This window comes from Rhizobium sp. SG741, assembly GCF_012275435.1.
Classification (GTDB): Bacteria; Pseudomonadota; Alphaproteobacteria; order Rhizobiales; family Rhizobiaceae; genus Rhizobium; species Rhizobium lusitanum.
On sequence record NZ_JAAZQP010000020.1, the window covers coordinates 16,284 to 34,350 of the forward strand.

13 protein-coding genes and 1 pseudogene are annotated in these 18,067 nt (G+C 56.9%); 11 read left to right on the forward strand and 3 right to left on the reverse strand.

What is annotated here, in order from left to right; genetic code table 11:
* Positions 1-165 precede the first annotated feature (165 nt).
* The gene (ugpC, locus tag FHT29_RS31885; RefSeq protein WP_047562137.1) at positions 166-1,230 is read left to right on the forward strand and encodes a sn-glycerol-3-phosphate ABC transporter ATP-binding protein UgpC; all 1,065 of its coding nucleotides are present in this window, start codon (positions 166-168) and stop codon (positions 1,228-1,230) included.
* Between the two features lie 78 nt (positions 1,231-1,308).
* On the opposite strand, the gene FHT29_RS31890 is transcribed toward ugpC, so the two are convergent.
* Positions 1,309-1,503 (reverse strand): hypothetical protein, encoded by a 195-nt coding sequence (locus tag FHT29_RS31890; RefSeq protein ID WP_047562139.1) that lies wholly within the window; start codon positions 1,501-1,503, stop codon positions 1,309-1,311.
* Positions 1,504-1,689: 186 nt separating this feature from the next.
* Between FHT29_RS31890 and FHT29_RS31895 the strand changes: the two genes are divergently transcribed.
* Together FHT29_RS31895 and FHT29_RS31900 are read left to right on the forward strand one after the other, a co-directional pair.
* On the forward strand, positions 1,690-3,642 hold the full coding sequence (locus tag FHT29_RS31895) for an EAL domain-containing protein (RefSeq protein ID WP_047562140.1): 1,953 nt from the start codon (positions 1,690-1,692) through the stop codon (positions 3,640-3,642).
* Positions 3,643-3,783: 141 nt separating this feature from the next.
* A pseudogene (locus FHT29_RS31900) lies at positions 3,784-4,056 on the forward strand (type II toxin-antitoxin system HipA family toxin); the annotation flags it as partial.
* Positions 4,057-4,635: 579 nt separating this feature from the next.
* Here FHT29_RS31900 and FHT29_RS31905 read toward each other — a convergent pair.
* On the reverse strand, positions 4,636-6,975 hold the full coding sequence (locus tag FHT29_RS31905; protein WP_047562144.1) for a methyl-accepting chemotaxis protein: 2,340 nt from the start codon (positions 6,973-6,975) through the stop codon (positions 4,636-4,638).
* A gap of 1,326 nt (positions 6,976-8,301) precedes the next feature.
* On the opposite strand from FHT29_RS31905, the gene FHT29_RS31910 reads away from it, so the two are divergent.
* Positions 8,302-8,862: a response regulator transcription factor gene (locus tag FHT29_RS31910; protein WP_246703193.1), complete on the forward strand. Its 561-nt coding sequence runs from the start codon at positions 8,302-8,304 to the stop codon at positions 8,860-8,862.
* Between the two features lie 754 nt (positions 8,863-9,616).
* On the opposite strand, the gene FHT29_RS31915 is transcribed toward FHT29_RS31910, so the two are convergent.
* Complete coding sequence (locus FHT29_RS31915) at positions 9,617-10,630, reverse strand: ABC transporter substrate-binding protein (protein ID WP_037200160.1); 1,014 nt, start codon at positions 10,628-10,630, stop codon at positions 9,617-9,619.
* Positions 10,631-11,043: 413 nt separating this feature from the next.
* On the opposite strand from FHT29_RS31915, the gene FHT29_RS31920 reads away from it, so the two are divergent.
* The 7 genes from FHT29_RS31920 to FHT29_RS31950 all read left to right on the forward strand — a co-directional run bounded on the left by FHT29_RS31920 (position 11,044) and on the right by FHT29_RS31950 (position 17,850).
* Entirely contained in the window at positions 11,044-11,871 is an 828-nt protein-coding gene (locus FHT29_RS31920; RefSeq protein WP_168599921.1) for a phosphogluconate dehydrogenase C-terminal domain-containing protein, read from the forward strand.
* A 79-nt stretch (positions 11,872-11,950) separates the two neighbouring features.
* Positions 11,951-12,892, forward strand: a complete 942-nt coding sequence (locus FHT29_RS31925) for a D-ribose ABC transporter substrate-binding protein (protein ID WP_047562261.1) — start codon at positions 11,951-11,953, stop codon at positions 12,890-12,892.
* Between the two features lie 78 nt (positions 12,893-12,970).
* The gene (locus FHT29_RS31930) at positions 12,971-13,615 is read left to right on the forward strand and encodes a DUF2291 domain-containing protein (RefSeq protein ID WP_168600972.1); all 645 of its coding nucleotides are present in this window, start codon (positions 12,971-12,973) and stop codon (positions 13,613-13,615) included.
* The gene (locus FHT29_RS31935) at positions 13,612-15,162 is read left to right on the forward strand and encodes a sugar ABC transporter ATP-binding protein (protein ID WP_168600973.1); all 1,551 of its coding nucleotides are present in this window, start codon (positions 13,612-13,614) and stop codon (positions 15,160-15,162) included. The genes FHT29_RS31930 and FHT29_RS31935 overlap by 4 nt, the downstream gene beginning before the upstream one ends.
* Entirely contained in the window at positions 15,159-16,223 is a 1,065-nt protein-coding gene (locus FHT29_RS31940; RefSeq protein ID WP_168600974.1) for an ABC transporter permease, read from the forward strand. The genes FHT29_RS31935 and FHT29_RS31940 overlap by 4 nt, the downstream gene beginning before the upstream one ends.
* 761 nt (positions 16,224-16,984) lie before the next feature.
* Positions 16,985-17,545, forward strand: coding sequence for a response regulator transcription factor (locus tag FHT29_RS31945; RefSeq protein WP_246703194.1), 561 nt, complete (start codon positions 16,985-16,987; stop codon positions 17,543-17,545).
* An 83-nt stretch (positions 17,546-17,628) separates the two neighbouring features.
* Positions 17,629-17,850 carry a hypothetical protein gene (locus FHT29_RS31950; protein WP_037200152.1) on the forward strand — a complete coding sequence of 74 codons (222 nt, stop codon included), beginning with the start codon at positions 17,629-17,631 and terminating at the stop codon, positions 17,848-17,850.
* Positions 17,851-18,067: the final 217 nt, after the last annotated feature.

Genomic DNA, 18,067 nt, shown 5'->3' on the forward strand with positions numbered 1-18,067 from the left:
CAATCGAAAATGAAACGTTTCATGGAGGGGAAATTCCGCGAGATTTCGGAAACGCGGTGCGGGCGGAGTCTGTCTGGCCGCGGATGAAAAAAGCGTCGAAAGAATGGGAGAATGCCTCGGTATCAGCCTTCGAGAACAGGCTTTGATGGGGCAGAAGGGAGCGAGATGGCTGAAGTTAAGGTATCTGGGGCGCAAAAAACCTATGGCGCCATGAAAGTCCTTCACGGGATCGACATCGAAATCGATGATGGCGAATTTGTCGTGCTCGTCGGCCCGTCTGGCTGCGGCAAGTCGACGTTGCTGCGGATGGTGGCGGGACTGGAAAGCATTACGGGCGGCACGATTTCAATCGGCGGCCGCGTCGTTAACAACATGCCCCCTAAGGATCGCGACATCGCGATGGTATTCCAGAGCTATGCGCTCTATCCGCACAAGACAGTGGCGGAAAACATGGTCTTTGCACTACGCCTGCAGAAGCAGCCGGCAGACCTCATCAAGCAGCGCCTCCAAGCCGCTGCCGAAACGCTCGATCTCGTGCCTTATCTCGACCGCTATCCGCGTCAGCTTTCCGGCGGCCAGCGCCAGCGTGTCGCCATGGGCCGGGCAATCGTCCGCTCGCCGCAAGTCTTCCTGTTCGACGAGCCGCTGTCCAACCTCGACGCTAAGCTGCGCGTACAAATGCGCAAGGAAATCAAGGAACTGCATCAGCGGCTCAATACGACGACCATCTATGTAACCCACGACCAGGTGGAAGCCATGACCATGGCTGACAAGATCGTGGTCATGCAGGGCGGCCATGTCGAGCAGATCGGCACGCCGCTCGACCTCTACGACTGGCCGAACAACACGTTCGTGGCGACCTTCATCGGCTCGCCGTCCATGAACCTCATGAAGGGCAAGTACAAGGCCGATGGGCACGTCTTTGTTTCCGAGACCGGTGACGAGATCGCTCTTGGTTTTGCTCCCGCTGCCACTGACGGTCAGGCAGTCCAGCTCGGCGTTCGTCCAGAACATCTGCAGCTCGGCGAAGCCGGCCTGAAAGCAACAGTGAATGTGACGGAGCCAACCGGCCACGAAACCATGGTCTTCCTGCGCTACGGCAATAGCGAACTGGTTGCGGTCTTTTCCGAACGGCACGATTTCCGTCCTGGAGACGAAGTCACCATTGTCCCGCGCGTCGGAAAGCTACATCTCTTCGATGCACAGTCAGGCCGAACATTACGGCAGTAGCGCTTCAATGTTTAGAGCGACGTAAAGGCCCAAGGTCACGCACCTGCCGGAGAATCTCCGAGCCAGCTCAGTTGGTGGTTAGCATACTGACCACCGTTGCAGTCGCGCGATGGCAAGGTCCGAGGCGTCGCTGAAGCCGAAGCCTTTCGCGCTTGAAGCGGCCAGAGCGGCGATGAATTCATCGACGCCACGGCCGAGTTTGGCGCCTGTGAAGCTGGTCCGGTGATCAATCGCGGTGAGATTGAAGGTCGATCCAGGTACAAAAATGTACATTTATTCTACCAACACTTGCTCAGGCGACATTCGCACAGCTTAAATAAGAAAAAGTCCTATTTCGATCAGCATAATAACGCGCGCACTCGGAGGTTGAATCAATTCTTTGGCGATTAACCATGTGTATTTCAAATAGCGTAACGACCAATATGCCATAAATAGCGCCGTTATGCTGTGAGTCGCGCGATGGAAATACTAAAAGCCAAACAAAAACTGCTGAACTTCATGTCCATTCGGTCGGATAACGCGGACCTGCTGAAAGCTCAGTACCGCGCCTTCACACGGCAGATGCCGATGATGTATTTCATCCTGATTTCGAGCACTTGGGCGCTTTCCATTACCCATATGCAGTCAGCGCCGATTTGGCTCACTGTTGGCATTCCCGCACTTTTCACGCTCGGCTGTACGCTTAGGATCGGATTCTGGTGGAGAACGCGGAATGCGGAGCCCGGGCCGGACGTGGCTTACGCCGCACTCGTACGCACCAACCGTCTGGCTGTCGGCATTCCCATCGCATTTACCGTCTGGTCGTTTTTGCTGGTGCCTTACGGCGATGCATACGCGCAGTCTCATGTTGCCTTCTATATGGCAATCACCGTAATCTCCTGCATTTTCTGTCTGATGTATGTTCGTTCGGCAGCATTCATAGTGACTGTGATCGTCAACGGAGCATTCATTGTATTTTTCATCACATCAAGGCAGCCGACCTTTATTGCGATAGCTGTCAATGTGGCGCTGGTCTGCGCTGGCATGATGTCGATTCTCCTCACCAATTACCGCAATTTCGAGCGTATGGTCATCGCGCAACAACGCACAGAAGCGCTTAGCAATGAAAACCTCTTGCTTGCGAATATCGACAGTCTGACGGACCTACCCAATCGGCGCGCGTTTTTTGCGCATCTGGAAACGGAGTTCCAAAGGGCCAAAGCCGAGAATACCAGACTGGCCCTGGGGGTCATTGATCTTGATGGCTTCAAGCCGGTCAACGACCTTTACGGACATTCAGCGGGAGATAAGCTGCTAATCGACGTCAGCAGGCGCCTGACGACCAGTTTGAAAGCTAGTCGAGCATTTCGATTGGGCGGTGACGAGTTTGCAATTGTCGCGCCGGTCGCACCTGACGATACTCAGCTCCTAGCAAACGCTAATGCCATTTCCGAATGGCTACGGGCACCCTATCATCTGCCCGAAGGAACGGTGCACATATCCGCGTCGATGGGAATAGCTGTCTTTCCAAACCTCGCTTCCACGCTGGAGCAGCTGTTCGACAGGGCGGATTACGCCCTTTACCATGCCAAAAGAACACGCCGCGGGGGCGCGGTCTTATTTGACGTTGAGCATGAAAAGCAAATCAACATCGAAGCACGCACTGAGCACCTACTCAAGCAAGCCAATCTGGAAGACGAACTTTCGGTCATGTTTCAGCCGATTGTGAATATAGACTACGGGCAAACGGTTGGCTTTGAAGCCTTGGCCCGCTGGCACAGCCCAGTTCTCGGATGTGTGTCACCGGCGCAATTCTTCTCCATTGCAGAACGGGCCGGCATCGTCGGTTCGCTGACGCGTCCTCTGCTTAAAAAGGCACTTGTTTTCGCGTCGGAGTGGGAAAAATCCTTGCGCCTGTCATTCAATCTGTCGGCCCACGATCTCAACACCTGCGAAGGAGTGCTGTCGTTAATCGGGATTATCGAAAGCAGCGGCTTTGACCCATGGCGTCTTGATCTTGAAATTACTGAAACGGCGTTTGCACATGATTTCGAGCAGATCAAATTGTCAGTGGAAATGCTACGACGCCTCGGTTGCGGCATTTCACTGGACGATTTTGGCACAGGCTACTCCAGCTTGACACGGTTACATGCTCTTCCTCTCACCAAGATCAAAATAGACCGCAGCTTCGTCACAGACTTACACAAAAGGCCTGCCAGCCTCAAAATAGTAAAGTCTCTGCTCACTCTCAGCCGAGACATGGGGCTTGAATGCGTGGTTGAAGGTGTTGAAACGCCAGAAGAGCTTGCGGCGCTTAGGGGATTGGGAGGTACGCTGGTGCAGGGCTACCTCTATTCACGGCCGCTAAGCGACAAAGGTGCTGCCGAATGGTGTTTCAGCGCCGCGCGGCAAGCCGGCTCGCCAGCTAGCTGAGCCCCGGGTCATCCCTTCGAACCCGCAATGACAATTTAACGGATATTGCTTTATAATCAATGCCTTATCGATAACGCCGACACGATTGGAGATTTTCATTGTGAAACTATCGCGTATTCGAAATACGCGATAGTTACATATATGCCTCTTCATCTCGTCGGCGAAAATATTGACAAAAAGCGCGGTCACCGCCAAGCGGAGGCCGGTAAGCTCGTGCACCTCATGCGCGGCATCTATGTCGATGCTAACGACGATATAGACCAGACAATACGGACCCATGCTGTACGCATCGCCAAATATCTCTATCCGAATGCTTATCTGTCGGCCGCCAGCGCCGTCCTGCTCGGCCCGATGCGCGATGGTCGCCTGTTCCTGACTGGCCGCCCTGTGCAGCGACAGCGCATCAGGACGCTCGGTCCCGGCCGCGGCGATATCCAGGACACGTTCGAACAGAACCTCGCAAGGATCTTTGCGACTGTAGGCTCCAGATTGCCCACGGTCGTTCGCAAGCACCACTGTCCCCGTGCGAATTAAGCGCCGATGGCTTCATCTGTGGCATGATTATCTGATCGCCTGCCTCGCGAGGACACACTGACTTGAAGTTTAAGGTGCTGCGGCCGGACGTCATCGCACTGTGAAACTGCCGGAGCGGATCGATGATCGCCCAATCGCCTCCGCACCACGCCGATACGTCATGGCGATTGAGAGTGGAACTGCTCGCCGAACCAATAGCTTTACGCAGTTAAATGAAATTGAACGGTCGTTCTGCTGTATGGCAACCGAAGCTCTTGAAAGGCTCCGAACTTACGTTCGGCAATCACATAAGCTACCATAACCAGATGATGGAATCTCGATGGCGATAAGCATCAAGATGAAGTCTGCGTTAGGGGTGGCTGAAACGGCAACGCAAAAATGCCCCGGACGATTTGTCCGGGGCGATCCTTTGGGCGTTAACCGCAACAAGACTTGAGTGCCTCTCTTGACCTCAGACCATCAGAACTCCGACCACTCCTGCTGGAGATGCTTCAGCGCGGCATTACCCTGCGTGACCGGAGCGGCGCGTGCAGCAAGTCGGCCCGTTGTCGGGGCTGGGGCAGGCCGTGCGACGGCCCTCGCCTGCGGCTCCCTACGCTCGGTTTCGCCTGTGCGGAATGCACTCAGAAGTTCGCCGAGACGGCTGCTTTCCTCGGCGAGGCCTGCGCCAGCCGCGTTCATCTCTTCCACCATTGCGGCGTTCTGCTGTGTCGCCTGGTCCATGTGATTGACGGCGCTGTTGATCTCCGACAGACCCATGGACTGTTCATGGGCGGCGGTGGCGATCGCATCCATGTGATGATTGATCTGCAGGACGAGGTCGGCGATAGCCGCGAGGCCCTCGCCGGTGTCGTTGACCAACTTCACTCCCTCGCTAACGGCAACTTCGGAGTTGCCGATCAGGGCTTTGATCTCCTTGGCGGCATTGGCAGAGCGCTGAGCAAGTTCGCGCACTTCCTGAGCAACGACGGCAAAGCCCTTACCGGCTTCGCCCGCACGCGCCGCCTCGACGCCGGCGTTAAGCGCAAGCAGGTTGGTCTGGAACGCAATTTCGTCGATGACGCTGATGATCTGGCTGATCTGTTTGGAGGAATGCTCGATCCTGCCCATGGCGCTGACGGCATTGCTGACGACTTGGCTGGAGTTTTCTGCCCGCGATCGGGCACCGCGTACCAAGTCGCGCGCATCGCCAGCTCGCTTGGAGGTCGACTGAACGTTGGCCGTCACCTCTTCAAGCGCTGCCGCCGTCTCTTCCAGCGATGCGGCCTGCTGCTCGGTGCGCTTGGAGAGGTTATCGGAAGCCTGCGAGATCTCGTAGCTGCCGCCGTTTACGAGCGACGCGGCCTGGCCGACGCGGGACATGGCGGCGCGAAGCTGGCTGACCGACGAGTTGAAGTCTTGGCGCAGCGCTTCAAACTGCTCAGCGAGCGGCGTTTCGATCTCGCAGACCAGGTTGCCGGATGCCAAATGACGCAGACCTGTCGCAAGCGAACCTGTTGCTTGCAGCAGCCTCTGCTCGGCCTCGGCTTCGGCGCGGCGTTGGACTTCGACGCGTTCACGCTCCGATGTCACGCGTGCCTCGGCAGCTTCGGCTTCCAGCGCTTTGTTGCGCAGGGCTGCCTGCTGGAACACCTGTACGGAACGCGCCATGGCGCCGATCTCATCGCGCCGCTCGACGCCGCCGATCGAGACCGAGAGGTCGCCTCGGGCGAGCGTCGTCATCGAATTGGTTAGCGCGCCGACGGGCTTGGTGACGCGGAAGAGGATGACGCAGATGCCCGTGATACTCAGAACCGCGGCGACAAGGAAGGTAAGCCCGTAGGCGATCAGGCTGATGAATGCATCATTCTGGCTCGCGGCTGCTTTGGCCACCATGCCATCCGCGGCGGCAGCGGCGGTGTTTGTGATCGTGAGAAGGGCGGCGTTGCCGAGAGGCCGCCAGTCGTCGAGAGGCATCGCCTTCTTCTCACCGGCTGCGAACTTCGCAAGCAATGCACTGTGTTTCGCCGCAAAGTCGCCGCCGAAATAGGTCGCATTACTGACCTTGTAGGCGTCCTTGACAACCTGGGGCGTTGACTGATGGTTGACCAGGGTGCCGATCTGCCCCCAGATGAAGTTCGCAGCATAATCGAACTGTTGGATCTTGCTGACGTCCTCCGGCTTCATCGCCTCGCCCGAGGCGAGCGTGTTGACGAACAGGAGGTTCGCCGCTCCAGCTGTCGCGCGGGTATACCATGTCAATGCGCGGATCTGGATCATAGCCGCCATCGAGGGGTCACGCGCGCGGATCTGGCTCTCGACGGCGGCCGAACCTGTTTCTAGCGCGGTTAGGAGCTGCTGGCCGAGGTCCAGCGTGGTTGCCTGCAGCGTTGGATCGCGATCGGCGAGCTTCTTGGCGACTTCGCCGTCGAGCTTTGAGCGGAATGCGACGACCCGATCGTAGGCGCTCATGACGTCGGCAATCGGCGCTTTGAGGGTCTCGTCGTCAATGTTCGCAGAGACCGACTTTGCCTCAGCCATATATTTGTCGACGATGGGCCGATCTGTTTTCAACAAGGCAAGCGTTGCGTCCTGAGTGCCAAGCTCGAGCTTGGCGAGCGACGAGCCGTCACCTCGCTCGTTGCGGAAGTTAGCCAGCGCCTGGAAGAACGCGCGGTCGAGCATGGTGAACTTCGAGACGTCGGCATAGGTGCTCTCGCTGCGATAGGCAGTGAGCATGGACGATCCTGTTAGCACGCACAGAGCAAGGCTGAGAAAAAGGAAAATTCCAACGAGTATATTGCGAAGAGAGAAAATCATAATTCCTAACCTACGTTCGGGGCTCCGGGACGCTAGCCCGCTTCGCCGAAACCCGAATTTTTGGAGTACTTGCGGCGGTTTTTTGCAAAAACAGTCCGCGAGCTGCTGAGGGGACTCTCGAGCGCAGGCGCCTCATGGCCTGTCCAATCGGAGACAAAATAGTCCAGCTTCATTGAAACAGGATTAATGGTTTCCCCCGAAAATGCCTAGGAATGGTTACATTCGGGCACTTCTCGACGTCGTTGACGACTTTCAACACTATTTAAACACGGTCACCCAGAAATAGTGCCAACAACTAAAGTATAATATGCGATGCTATCAAATTAACCTAGGTGAAGGTGCCTTCTGAGAACATACATTCTTGCTCCAACCTGCTTTCGGCCACACACATCCGAATGTTCGGCCTGCAATCGGATCGGACCCGGACATCGCCGTTGAAGGCGCCCACAAGTGTCCGTTTCGGTTTGGCCCTTCAAGTGGGAAACTGGCATATCGCTGCCAGGTTTAGCAGACGAGGCAGATGCATTTTTTTCGTTACCGACTTCAGTCGACCTGCTTGTGTCAAAGCTATTGCCAGATCGAACATCAAATGAGACCCGCCGAATCCTAAATGGGCATTGCGTCAGACATTCCGGCGTAAACAATCAGAGTCGAGCTCTTGAGGGATCGGAACCGTCGGCCCCAACGGTCGATTGGTCGACCGTCTCACACATGAACCATTGATTTCAAATAGATAGTGAAAACCAATCGGTTCTGATGGAGACATTATACTTTTAGCTACGTGAACTACATTTGCTAAGAGGTAGCCGAAACCGCTTGTTTTGCAATCATAGAAAGCCGCTGCCTAATTCGGTATCAAACTACTCTTACGGAGTACATCTATAGGCGTAGAACTGCGTGGCAACTCTCCCGAAACATTATTTATATATATTCATTTACTCAATAAATACATTGCGTCATGAGTAACAATCTGCAACAACATAAACGCGAATAAAGAGTGCAGCGTACAGCAAGAAGCAATGGTTCGATTTAGACAAACGTTTTTCTATCGCAAGAAAAGAAATATTCAGGCAGCCGCAAGAAGAACAAAGGCCAAACTAAAGGTTGGGGGTATCGACCATGAACGGACAGTCATTAACGAATGAGAAATTCGCTTCAGAAACAGCAGCGCGCATCATTTCAGTTCGAACACCGGATTCATTGAGGCCGTTTGTTGCCTCGGGCATCGCCGGCGCGGCAGAATCAGAGGACTATGTCCTTCTGATCGATTCCAGGGCTCTGGACCGCGAGTGCCTATCAAGAAGTCTCACAGACTATGACGACAGCATGAATATCGTCACCGTAGCGTCGTTCGAGGAATGGCAGATACGGGACATGCAGGTCGCACCGTCAGCCGTTCTCTTCATGATTGGCGGACGCAAGGTTTCCGACTCCGAAATCAGCACGAAAATTTGCGCCTTGGTGGAGAGATTCAAGGCCAGCCCCGTGATCGTCGGCGCCGACAGCGACGAGCTCGCACAGCTTTTGCAAGCACTGGAATGCGGTGCCCGCGGCTATATTCCGACCAGTGTCGACGTCAAGGTCGCAGCGGAAGCGGTGGCCCTTGCCCGTGCGGGAGGTGTATTCGTGCCTGCCAGCAGCATTCTGGCTGCCAAGGCGTCGATTACTCCCGCCGCGAGCAAGAATTGCTGCCTCGACGGTCTGTTTACACCGCGCGAGGTTGTTGTTGCCGAGGCGCTGAGGCGCGGCAAGGCAAACAAGATCATTGCCTATGAAATGGACCTCTGCGAGAGCACCGTGAAGGTTCATATCCACAACATCATGAAGAAGCTCAATGCGACGAACCGCACGGAAGTTGCCTACAAGATCCGGGAACTCGTGCAGTAACGACGAGCTTTGTGCTGATTCCTATCACGCGTGGCCGCGTGGCTCGCTGACTCTGGGACTAGGGTTTACACTCTGGAAGTGGGGTTTGAGCTTCGCGACCCCCATCATCGCCGTCTTGGGTGTTTGGTTGAATGCGCGCATCAGTCACCGTAGACCGCAATAGAAATATGATTGCCTTACATGCACAGAGGAGAAGACCCGCCTGGCCGGTGCGATAATGTCCCGCCAAGCCGCTCCGTGATCTGCGTCTCTTTGACGGCGGATTTTTCAAGCCGGCAGTTTGACAGAGATCCTGCCGAGCATCACGCAGCATATAGAAGAGGTGGTTTGTAGGCCGCATCAGGTCCTAGCCGTGGCGTCGGTCGGCATGACGCGGGCGGTTCCTGTACAGGCGCATTCCACCAGCGATGGGCTTCGGGGCAAGCAGCGCAGCTGAAGACCCTCACGGAGCTCAAGGATGAGTTCACCGCATTGCGCACGCCCTGCCCTTCTCGAATTCGTCGAGCAGAGCAGGGAGCCGTGTGTGGATCGGCGCGAACCCCACTTTCGTGCCGTAGCCGATTTCGAATGAAATCGCTTTGAGCAAAAGGCCCAAATGTTGGTAACGTTAGCGATCCAGTGCTGTTGTCGGCGCACGACAATGACGAGACCGAGGATCTGGCTACAGCGGATTGGCTGACGTGCGGCCGGGGATGACGAAAAATTTCCGGACGGAAACCGCTCCCGGTCAACACCGAGAGCGGAGCAGCATCACTTACTTGGCGTTCTTGACGAACGCCGTCGTATAGGTTTTCGACAGGTCGATCGTCTTGCCTTGAACATTCTTCGAAAACTCGGAGAGCACGGCAAGAACGGTCTTCGGACCATCTTCCGGCATCACGCCATCAGGTGTGAACATCGCCTTGCCGTTTTCGAGCGCCTTCACATAACCCTCCTTGTCGCCGACATAAAAGTCCTTCGGCATCTTGTCGGCGATCTCGGCAGCGGAATGGGTGTTGATGAAATGCAGCGTCTTGACGAAGGCGTTGGCGAGCTTCTGGACTTCGTCCTTATGGGCGTCGACCCACGCCGCATCCATATAAAGCGACGCGGCCGGATAGGTGCCGCCAAGGACCGCCTTCGTTCCGGCCATGGTACGCATATCGATGAGGACCTTGGCTTCGCCGGTCTTCAGCAGACGCGAGATCGTCGGCTCAGTCGTCATGCCGGCCTGGATGGCGTCCTGCTGCATGGCGGCGATGAAGGTCTGGCCGGCGCCGACCGGAACGGAGGTGAATTCCCCAAGCTTCAGACCGGCCTTGACGGCCAGATACTGCGTCAGGAAATTGGTGGAGGAACCGAGGCCGGTGACGCCAAGGTTCTTGCCCTTGAAATCGGCGGGCGACTTGATCTCCGGATGCTTGGCCGACACCAGCTCGACTTCACCCGGCGCCTGGCTGAACTGCACGACGGATTCGACGAATTTGCCCTTGCCCTGAAGGTCAATGCAATGATCGTAAAAGCCGACGACACCCTGAACCGCGCCGGCAAGCATTTCGTTTTCCGCATCGACACCGGCCGGCTCGTTGAGGAGCTCGACATTGAGGCCTTCATCCTTGAAATAGCCGAGCCCTTCGGCAAGCTTGGCCGGCAGATAGATCTGCTTCTCGTAGCCGCCCACCATGATGGAAATCTTGTCGGCGGCGTGCGCCGCTGTCGCGCCGAGGGAAACGGCGGTCATGATGAGAGAAAGGGCTGCGGTATGAATAAGCGCGCGCGATGAACGCATAGATGTCTCCTCCTGTTTGAATGCCGCGGCGACACCTGGTCACCGCCTTGGCATGAGCTTCCTCCACGAAGCCAGGTAGCTTCGCACGCGCAACCTTTCAGTCAGCTTTCAATTGACATCCCCACAGGCCAATAGTGCCGGCTGAACTTCTCCAGCGCGCCTAACGTCGGTCGCAGCGGCATGTCGTGCCCGGCGCGGCCTTCGCGGGGCATTGAAATCTTGGCCGCGTGAAAACTGAGCAGAACCATTTCCGCGTCGCAGCTTCGAGTTTGCGACAGAACGCGGAAGGGCGGGCCATCCCATAATCAACAAGTCCTTTCGGCGGCGCCTCGAAAGATATCATCTGACATGGTGATTGACTCATCACACCAGTATGTGCTCCATTCCACGAATGGGAGACAGGCGAGGAAGATATGACTGCAATTGCTCTTTTCGGCGCTGGCGGCAAAATGGGCTACCGGCTCGCCAAGAATCTGAAAGGCTCGCGTTTCGACGTGCGCCACGTCGAGGTCGGCGACGCCGGCAAAGCGCGGCTGAAGAATGACCTTGCTATCGATTGCGTACCGGCGGAGGTAGCACTCGACGGCGCCGATGTGGTCATTCTTGCAGTTCCGGATACGGCGATCGGCAAGGTCGCCGCCGGCATCGTCGACAAGCTCAAGCCCGGAACGATGGTCGTCGCTCTCGACGCCGCCGCCCCCTTTGCGGGCCATCTGCCGCAGCGCGAGGATCTCACTTATTTCGTCACCCATCCATGCCACCCGCCGATCTTCAACGACGAGACGGACATGCAGGCCAAGAAGGACCATTTCGGCGGCCTGTTTGCCAAGCAGCACATCGTCTCGGCCCTGATGCAGGGGCCGGAGACCGCCTATGCGCTCGGCGAGGAAATCGCCAAGGTCATCTGGGCACCCGTCATGCGCTCGCACCGCGTGACCGTCGAGCAGATGGCGATGCTGGAGCCGGGCCTTTCCGAGACGGTTTGCGCCTCGCTGCTCGTCGTCATGCGTCAGGCCATGGATGAATGTGTTTCCCGCGGCGTTCCGGCAGAAGCTGCCCGCGACTTCCTGCTCGGCCATATGAATGTTCTCGGTGCCGTGATCTTCAAGGAAGTCGACGGCGTCTTCTCCGACGCCTGCAACAAGGCAATCGAGTTCGGCATCCCCGCCCTGATGCGCGACGACTGGAAGAAGGTTTTCGAACCGCAGGAGATCGCCGAAAGCATCCGGCGTATTACCTGAGGAGATCCTGGGGAGGGCGTCAGTCCTCCCTTTTCTGCCTCGCTGGGAACGGGGCCTGTTTCATAACTGGGAGGAAACCATGAAACTGACACGCAGACTGACACTTGCTGCCTTTGCCAGCGTTCTTGCCCTGGGCACGGCCGCACCTGCCTTCTCGGCGGATCTGATTGCCATCATTACGCCAGCCTTCGACAATCCATTCTTCAAGGCCGAAGCCGTCGGTGCCGAAGCCAAGGCAAAGGAGCTTGGTTACGACACGCTCGTCATGTCGCATGACGACGACGCGAACAAGCAGTCCGAGGTCATCGATACGGCCATTGGGCGTGGCGCCAAGGCCATCATTCTCGACAATGCCGGCGCTGACGCGACGGTTGCCGCCATCAAGAAGGCCAAGGATGCCGGCATCCCCGCCTTCCTCATCGACCGCGAAATCAACGTCACTGGTATCGCCGTCGCCCAGATCGTTTCCAACAATTACCAAGGTGCACAGCTCGGCGCGCAGGAATTCGTCAAGCTGATGGGCGAGAAGGGCAATTATGCCGAACTTGTTGGCCGCGAAGCCGATACCAATGCCGGTATCCGCTCGCAGGGCTATCATGACGTCATCGATGACTATCCGGACCTGAAGCTGGTCGCCAAGCAATCGGCGAATTGGAGCCAAACCGAAGCCTATGCCAAGATGGAAACGATCCTGCAGGCGAACCCGAACATCAAGGGCGTCATCTCGGGCAACGACACTATGGCGATGGGCGCAATCGCAGCCCTTCAGGCCGCCGGCCGCAAAGATGTCATCGTCGTAGGCTTCGACGGTTCCAACGACGTGCGCGACTCGATCAAGGCGGGCGGCATCAAGGCGACTGTCATGCAGCCGGCCTATGCCCAGGCTCAGATCGCGGTCCAGCAGGCCGACGCCTACATCAAGAACAAGACAGTGCCGAAGGATGAGAAGCAATTGATGGATTGCGTCCTCATCAACGCGGACAATGCCGACAAGCTTGAGACCTTCGCGCTGAAGAACTAACGGCAGACCGAGCACCATGGAGAGCGTGGAAAACCCACGCTCTCCAGATATGTTTCCTGTGAGATAGAGGTGCATTGCATGTTGAGGATCAGAGGCGCCGTCGCGGCTCTCATGCTGGTCGCAGCGCTGCCTGGCTGCAAGATCATCAAAACGCCGACACCTGAGGAAAAGGCGGCGGAAGCAGCAAAGACCGCCTTCGATCCGACGACCAAGGTCGAGGCGATCTGGCAGTCACAAGTGCTTCCCGACCTTGAGAAGCGTGCGGGCGACTTCAAGACGGTGTTGCAGGCAGTCGCATCCAACCCGGATGAGGCCGGCGCAAGATATGGAAATCCGCGCAAGCAGGCCTCATCGCCCTGGACCTATGCGGTCAAGCTTAGCGGCAAGATCGTCGCCGCGGATACAACCTCTCGCGCAGGAACCCTCGACGTCGATGTGGATAACGACGGCAAGGCGGACGCGAAGGTGCAGATTGGCCCGGCAGTCCGCGGTACGGCGCTGCGCGACGCGCTGGATTTCCTCGACTTCAATGAATTCAGAAACCAGATTGAATGGGCGCAATTCGGCAAGGCATTCAACGAGAAGGCAAACACGTCCTTCCTCGCGGCCCTGCCACGCGATGGCCTCGTGGGCAAGACCGTCACGGTGACCGGCGCGTATCCGCTGCCAGCCTCCGGTCAACTTCCGCTGATCACCCCTTCGGCGCTGGCGTTGGGTCAATGACCATGGGCGGCACGACAGAGGACGACATCATCCTTCGCCTGGAAGACGTATCGAAGGTCTATTCGGGAATTGTTGCGGTCAAGCGCGCCAATCTCGAGCTCCGGCGCGGCGCGGTTAATGTCCTGGTTGGAGAAAACGGCGCCGGCAAATCAACGCTGATGAAGATTATCGCCGGCGTTGAGCGGCCCACCCTCGGCCGCATCATCCTTGAAGGTGAAGCCGTTCATTTCGATAGCCCGGCTGACGCGCAAGCGCGCGGCATCGGCATGATTTTCCAGGAGCTCAACCTCTTCGCCAACATGTCGGTCGCCGAAAACATTTTTGCGACGCGCGAAATCACGCGCGGCATCTTCGGCATCGACCACAAGGCGCAAATTACCAAAGCCAATGAATTCCTAAAGAGACTGGACGCGGGCATCAATGCCGAGACCATGATCGAGGATTTGCCGATCGGGCAGCAGCAGCTTGTCGAAATCGCCAAGGCCATCTCGCTTGATGCCCGCATCCTGATCATGGACGAGCCGACATCGGCGCTGTCTGCTGCGGAAGTCGACATTCTCTTCAAGGTGATCGCCGAGCTTAAGGCGCAGGGTGTGGCAATCGTCTATATCTCGCACCGGCTGGAAGAACTGATGCGGATCGGTGATTACATCACCGTGCTGCGCGACGGGCAGATTACCGGCCAGGCTATGGTTCGCGATATCGATACGAAATGGATCGTCCGGTCGATGATCGGATCGGAAGCCAAGGATTTTGCCAAGGGCGACAGCCACACGATCGGTAAGGAAGCCTTCCGTGCCGAGGAGATCAGCCTGCCGCGCCCAACCGGCGGCCTTGCCGTCGATCACGTCTCGCTCTCCGTTCGCGCCGGCGAGATTCTCGGCATTTATGGCTTGATGGGCGCGGGCCGCAGCGAGTTCTTCGAATGCGTCATGGGTCGGCACGTGCATTCGACCGGCAAGATCTTTATCGACGGCGTCGAGGTTCGCGAACGCGATACCACCCGCCGCATCCGGCGCGGCCTGGCGCTGATACCGGAAGACCGGCAGCGCGAGGGGCTGGTGCAGGTGCTGTCCATTGCCAGCAACCTGACGCTCGCAAGCCTCGGACGCTTCGCCCGCTTCTTTCACATCGATGCCGGCGCCGAAAGGCGGGCCATGCGCGACATGATCCGTGACCTGTCGATCAAGGCACCCAATCCGGATTTCGAGGTGACATCGATGTCCGGCGGCAATCAGCAAAAGGTCGTCATTGGTAAGGCGCTGATGACAGACCCCAGGGTGCTTCTGATGGACGAGCCCAGCCGGGGCATCGACGTCGGCGCCAAGGCCGATGTCTTTCGTACAATGCGCAGGCTCGCCGGCAAGGGCCTGGCAATCCTGTTTTCGACATCAGACCTGGAAGAGGTCATGGCACTTTCCGACCGTGTCGCCGTCTTGAGCAATGGCAAGCTGGTCGCGGTCTTCGAAAGAAGCGATGCCACGGAAGAAGCCATCATCGCCGCTTCGGCCAAGGGACACGGACATACAAAGGAACTCGCGTCATGACGGCAGATACCTCTACTTCTTTTGCGGCCAAGCGGTCGAATGGTTCGGCACTCCTGACGCTGATGAAACTCAGAACCTTCATCGCGCTCTTTGCCGTCATTATCTTCTTCGCCATCTTCGCCCCGAACTTCACCTCGACCGCGAATATGATTCTAATGTCGAAGCACGTTGCGCTTAATGCCTTCCTGGCGATGGGCATGACCTTTGTCATCATCACCGGCGGCATCGACCTCTCGGTCGGCTCGATCGTCGGCCTGTGCGGCATGGTGGCGGGCGCCCTCATCCTCAATGGCGTCGCATTGCCGATCGGATACACCGTCTATTTCAACATATACGAGATCATCCTGATCACGCTTGCCGTCGGACTGTTGATCGGGCTCATCAACGGGCTACTCATCACCAAGCTTAACGTTGCCCCCTTCATCGCAACGCTCGGGACGCTCTACGTTGCTCGCGGCCTCGCGCTGCTATCCTCGGACGGCCAGACCTTTCCGAACCTGGTCGGCAGGCCGGAGTTCGACACGACCGGTTTCGACGTCTTCGGTGCCGGCAGGCTGCTCGGCCTTCCCGTTTCCATCTGGATACTCATCTTTCTCGCGCTGATCGCCGCCTATGTGTCCCGCTCGACGCCGATCGGCCGGCACATCTTCGCCGTCGGCGGCAATGAGCGCGCGGCACGCATGTCGGGCATCCGCGTCGATGGGGTGAAGATCTTCGTCTATATGTTCTCAGGGCTGTGTGCTGCGATCGTCGGCATCATCATTTCGTCGGAGCTGATGGCCGCTCATCCGGCGACCGGCGAGAGCTTCGAACTCAACGCCATCGCGGCTGCTGTTCTCGGCGGCACCTCGATGTCGGGTGGACGCGGTACGATCGGAGGCACGATCATCGGCGCCTTCGTCATCGGCATCCTGTCCGACGGGCTGGTGATGATGGGCGTATCATCCTTCTGGCAGATGGTCATCAAGGGGCTGGTCATCATCATCGCCGTGGTTGTCGACCAGGCGCAGCGGCGTCTTGAGCAACGCGTTACCCTGATGCAAATGGCAAGGGCCGGATGAAATTGCGGAAATCCGGCGTATCTTGAACAGTCTTAGCAACACCCGAGTTCTTGAAAACACGATATTGCTGACCTGCATATCTGATGGCTGCAATGACGCTTGCGATCGCTCGATTTTGTCACCGAGGTGCTGTCGCAGCCTGTCAGCAATATAGGGCCACTCGCCAGTGAAACACGGACTACAGGTTTCTTGTTGTCGACATTTCTGGCAGCAGATTCCCGCCACGAGCAAAGCTGCGTCGGAAAACCGTATCACGCCCGGATCATGTTACCGATGGCCCAATTCTACATCTCATCACCTCCATGACCACCCCTCATAAGCGGCGTCAATACGTGACAACATCCTTGATTATTATCAACGCATGTTGATGCACTTAAAAAAGATTAAGTATATTAGCTAATGGTCGAAAATACGATAAACCTAGACTGAGGAGAACAATATGAAGCAAGAAGCAATGCCGAAATTTAGACAAGGGCTTTGCTATCCAAAGAATAGAAGTATTCGGGCGATCACAAGAAAAATAAAGGTCACACTAAAGGTTGGGGGTATCGACCATGAACGGACAGTCATTAGCGAATGAGAAATTCGCTTCAGAAACAGCAGCGCGCATCATTTCAGTTCGAACACCGGATTCATTGAGGCCGTTTGTTGCCTCGGGCATCGCCGGCGCGGCAGAATCAGAGGACTATGTCCTTCTGATCGATTCCAGGGCTCTGGGTCGCGAGTATTTTTCAAGAAGTCTCACAGACTATGACGACAGCATGAATATCGTCACCGTAGCGTCGTTCGAGGAATGGCAGATACGGGACATGCAGGTCGCACCGTCAGCCGTTCTCTTCATGATTGGCGGACGCAAAGTTTCCGACTCCGAAATCAGCACGAAAATTTGCGCCTTGGTGGAGAGATTCAAGGCCAGCCCCGTGATCGTCGGCGCCGACAGCGACGAGCTCGCACAGCTTTTGCAAGCACTGGAATGCGGTGCCCGCGGCTATATTCCGACCAGTGTCGACGTCAAGGTCGCAGCGGAAGCGGTGGCCCTTGCCCGTGCGGGAGGTGTATTCGTGCCTGCCAGCAGCATTCTGGCTGCCAAGGGGTCGATTACTCCCGCCGCGAGCAAGAATTGCTACCTCGATAGTCTGTTTACACCGCGCGAGGTTGTCGTTGCCGAGGCGCTGAGGCGCGGCAAGGCAAACAAGATCATTGCCTATGAAATGAACCTCTGCGAGAGCACCGTGAAGGTTCATATCCGCAACATCATGAAGAAGCTCAATGCGACGAACCGCACGGAAGTTGCCTACAAGATCCGGGAACTCGTGCAGTAACGCTTTTCATCGCGCCGGCGAGCTTTGGTTGCTGCCCACCATGTGGCATCGCCAAAGATAGCGATCGTCGGCGTGAACTTGATATGGCGACGGACGAAGCGGCCTCAGCCAAGGCATGCGTCATCGCCAACACCGGATCTTGCGCGCCTTGTGAGGAGTCGAATGGCGGAGTCGAACGCTCCAAGCGGTTGGAGGCGTGGTTAGACTTCATCGTGGAATCCTTCCCCGATCGCATTTTGTATGTTGACCCGGTGGTTGACGGCTCGCTGGAGCGCTTGAGGATGCCAGCGCTGCAAGTAGCCTGATAGACCGTTGCTGCGACCAGCTCTTCGGCCACGAATGGAAGAGCATTCACTCGGCCTTCGATCCTTCTGCCGGATAATCACATAATGATATACTGCTCCTGATTACCTCGTCCGGCCAGTGCCGGTGAACCTCAAGTCCAGACTTCGTGGTCGCTAGAACCTCCAATGTACTCTCCATGGAGAAACTCCCTTCGCTCATCCATGGAAAGCCGATCAC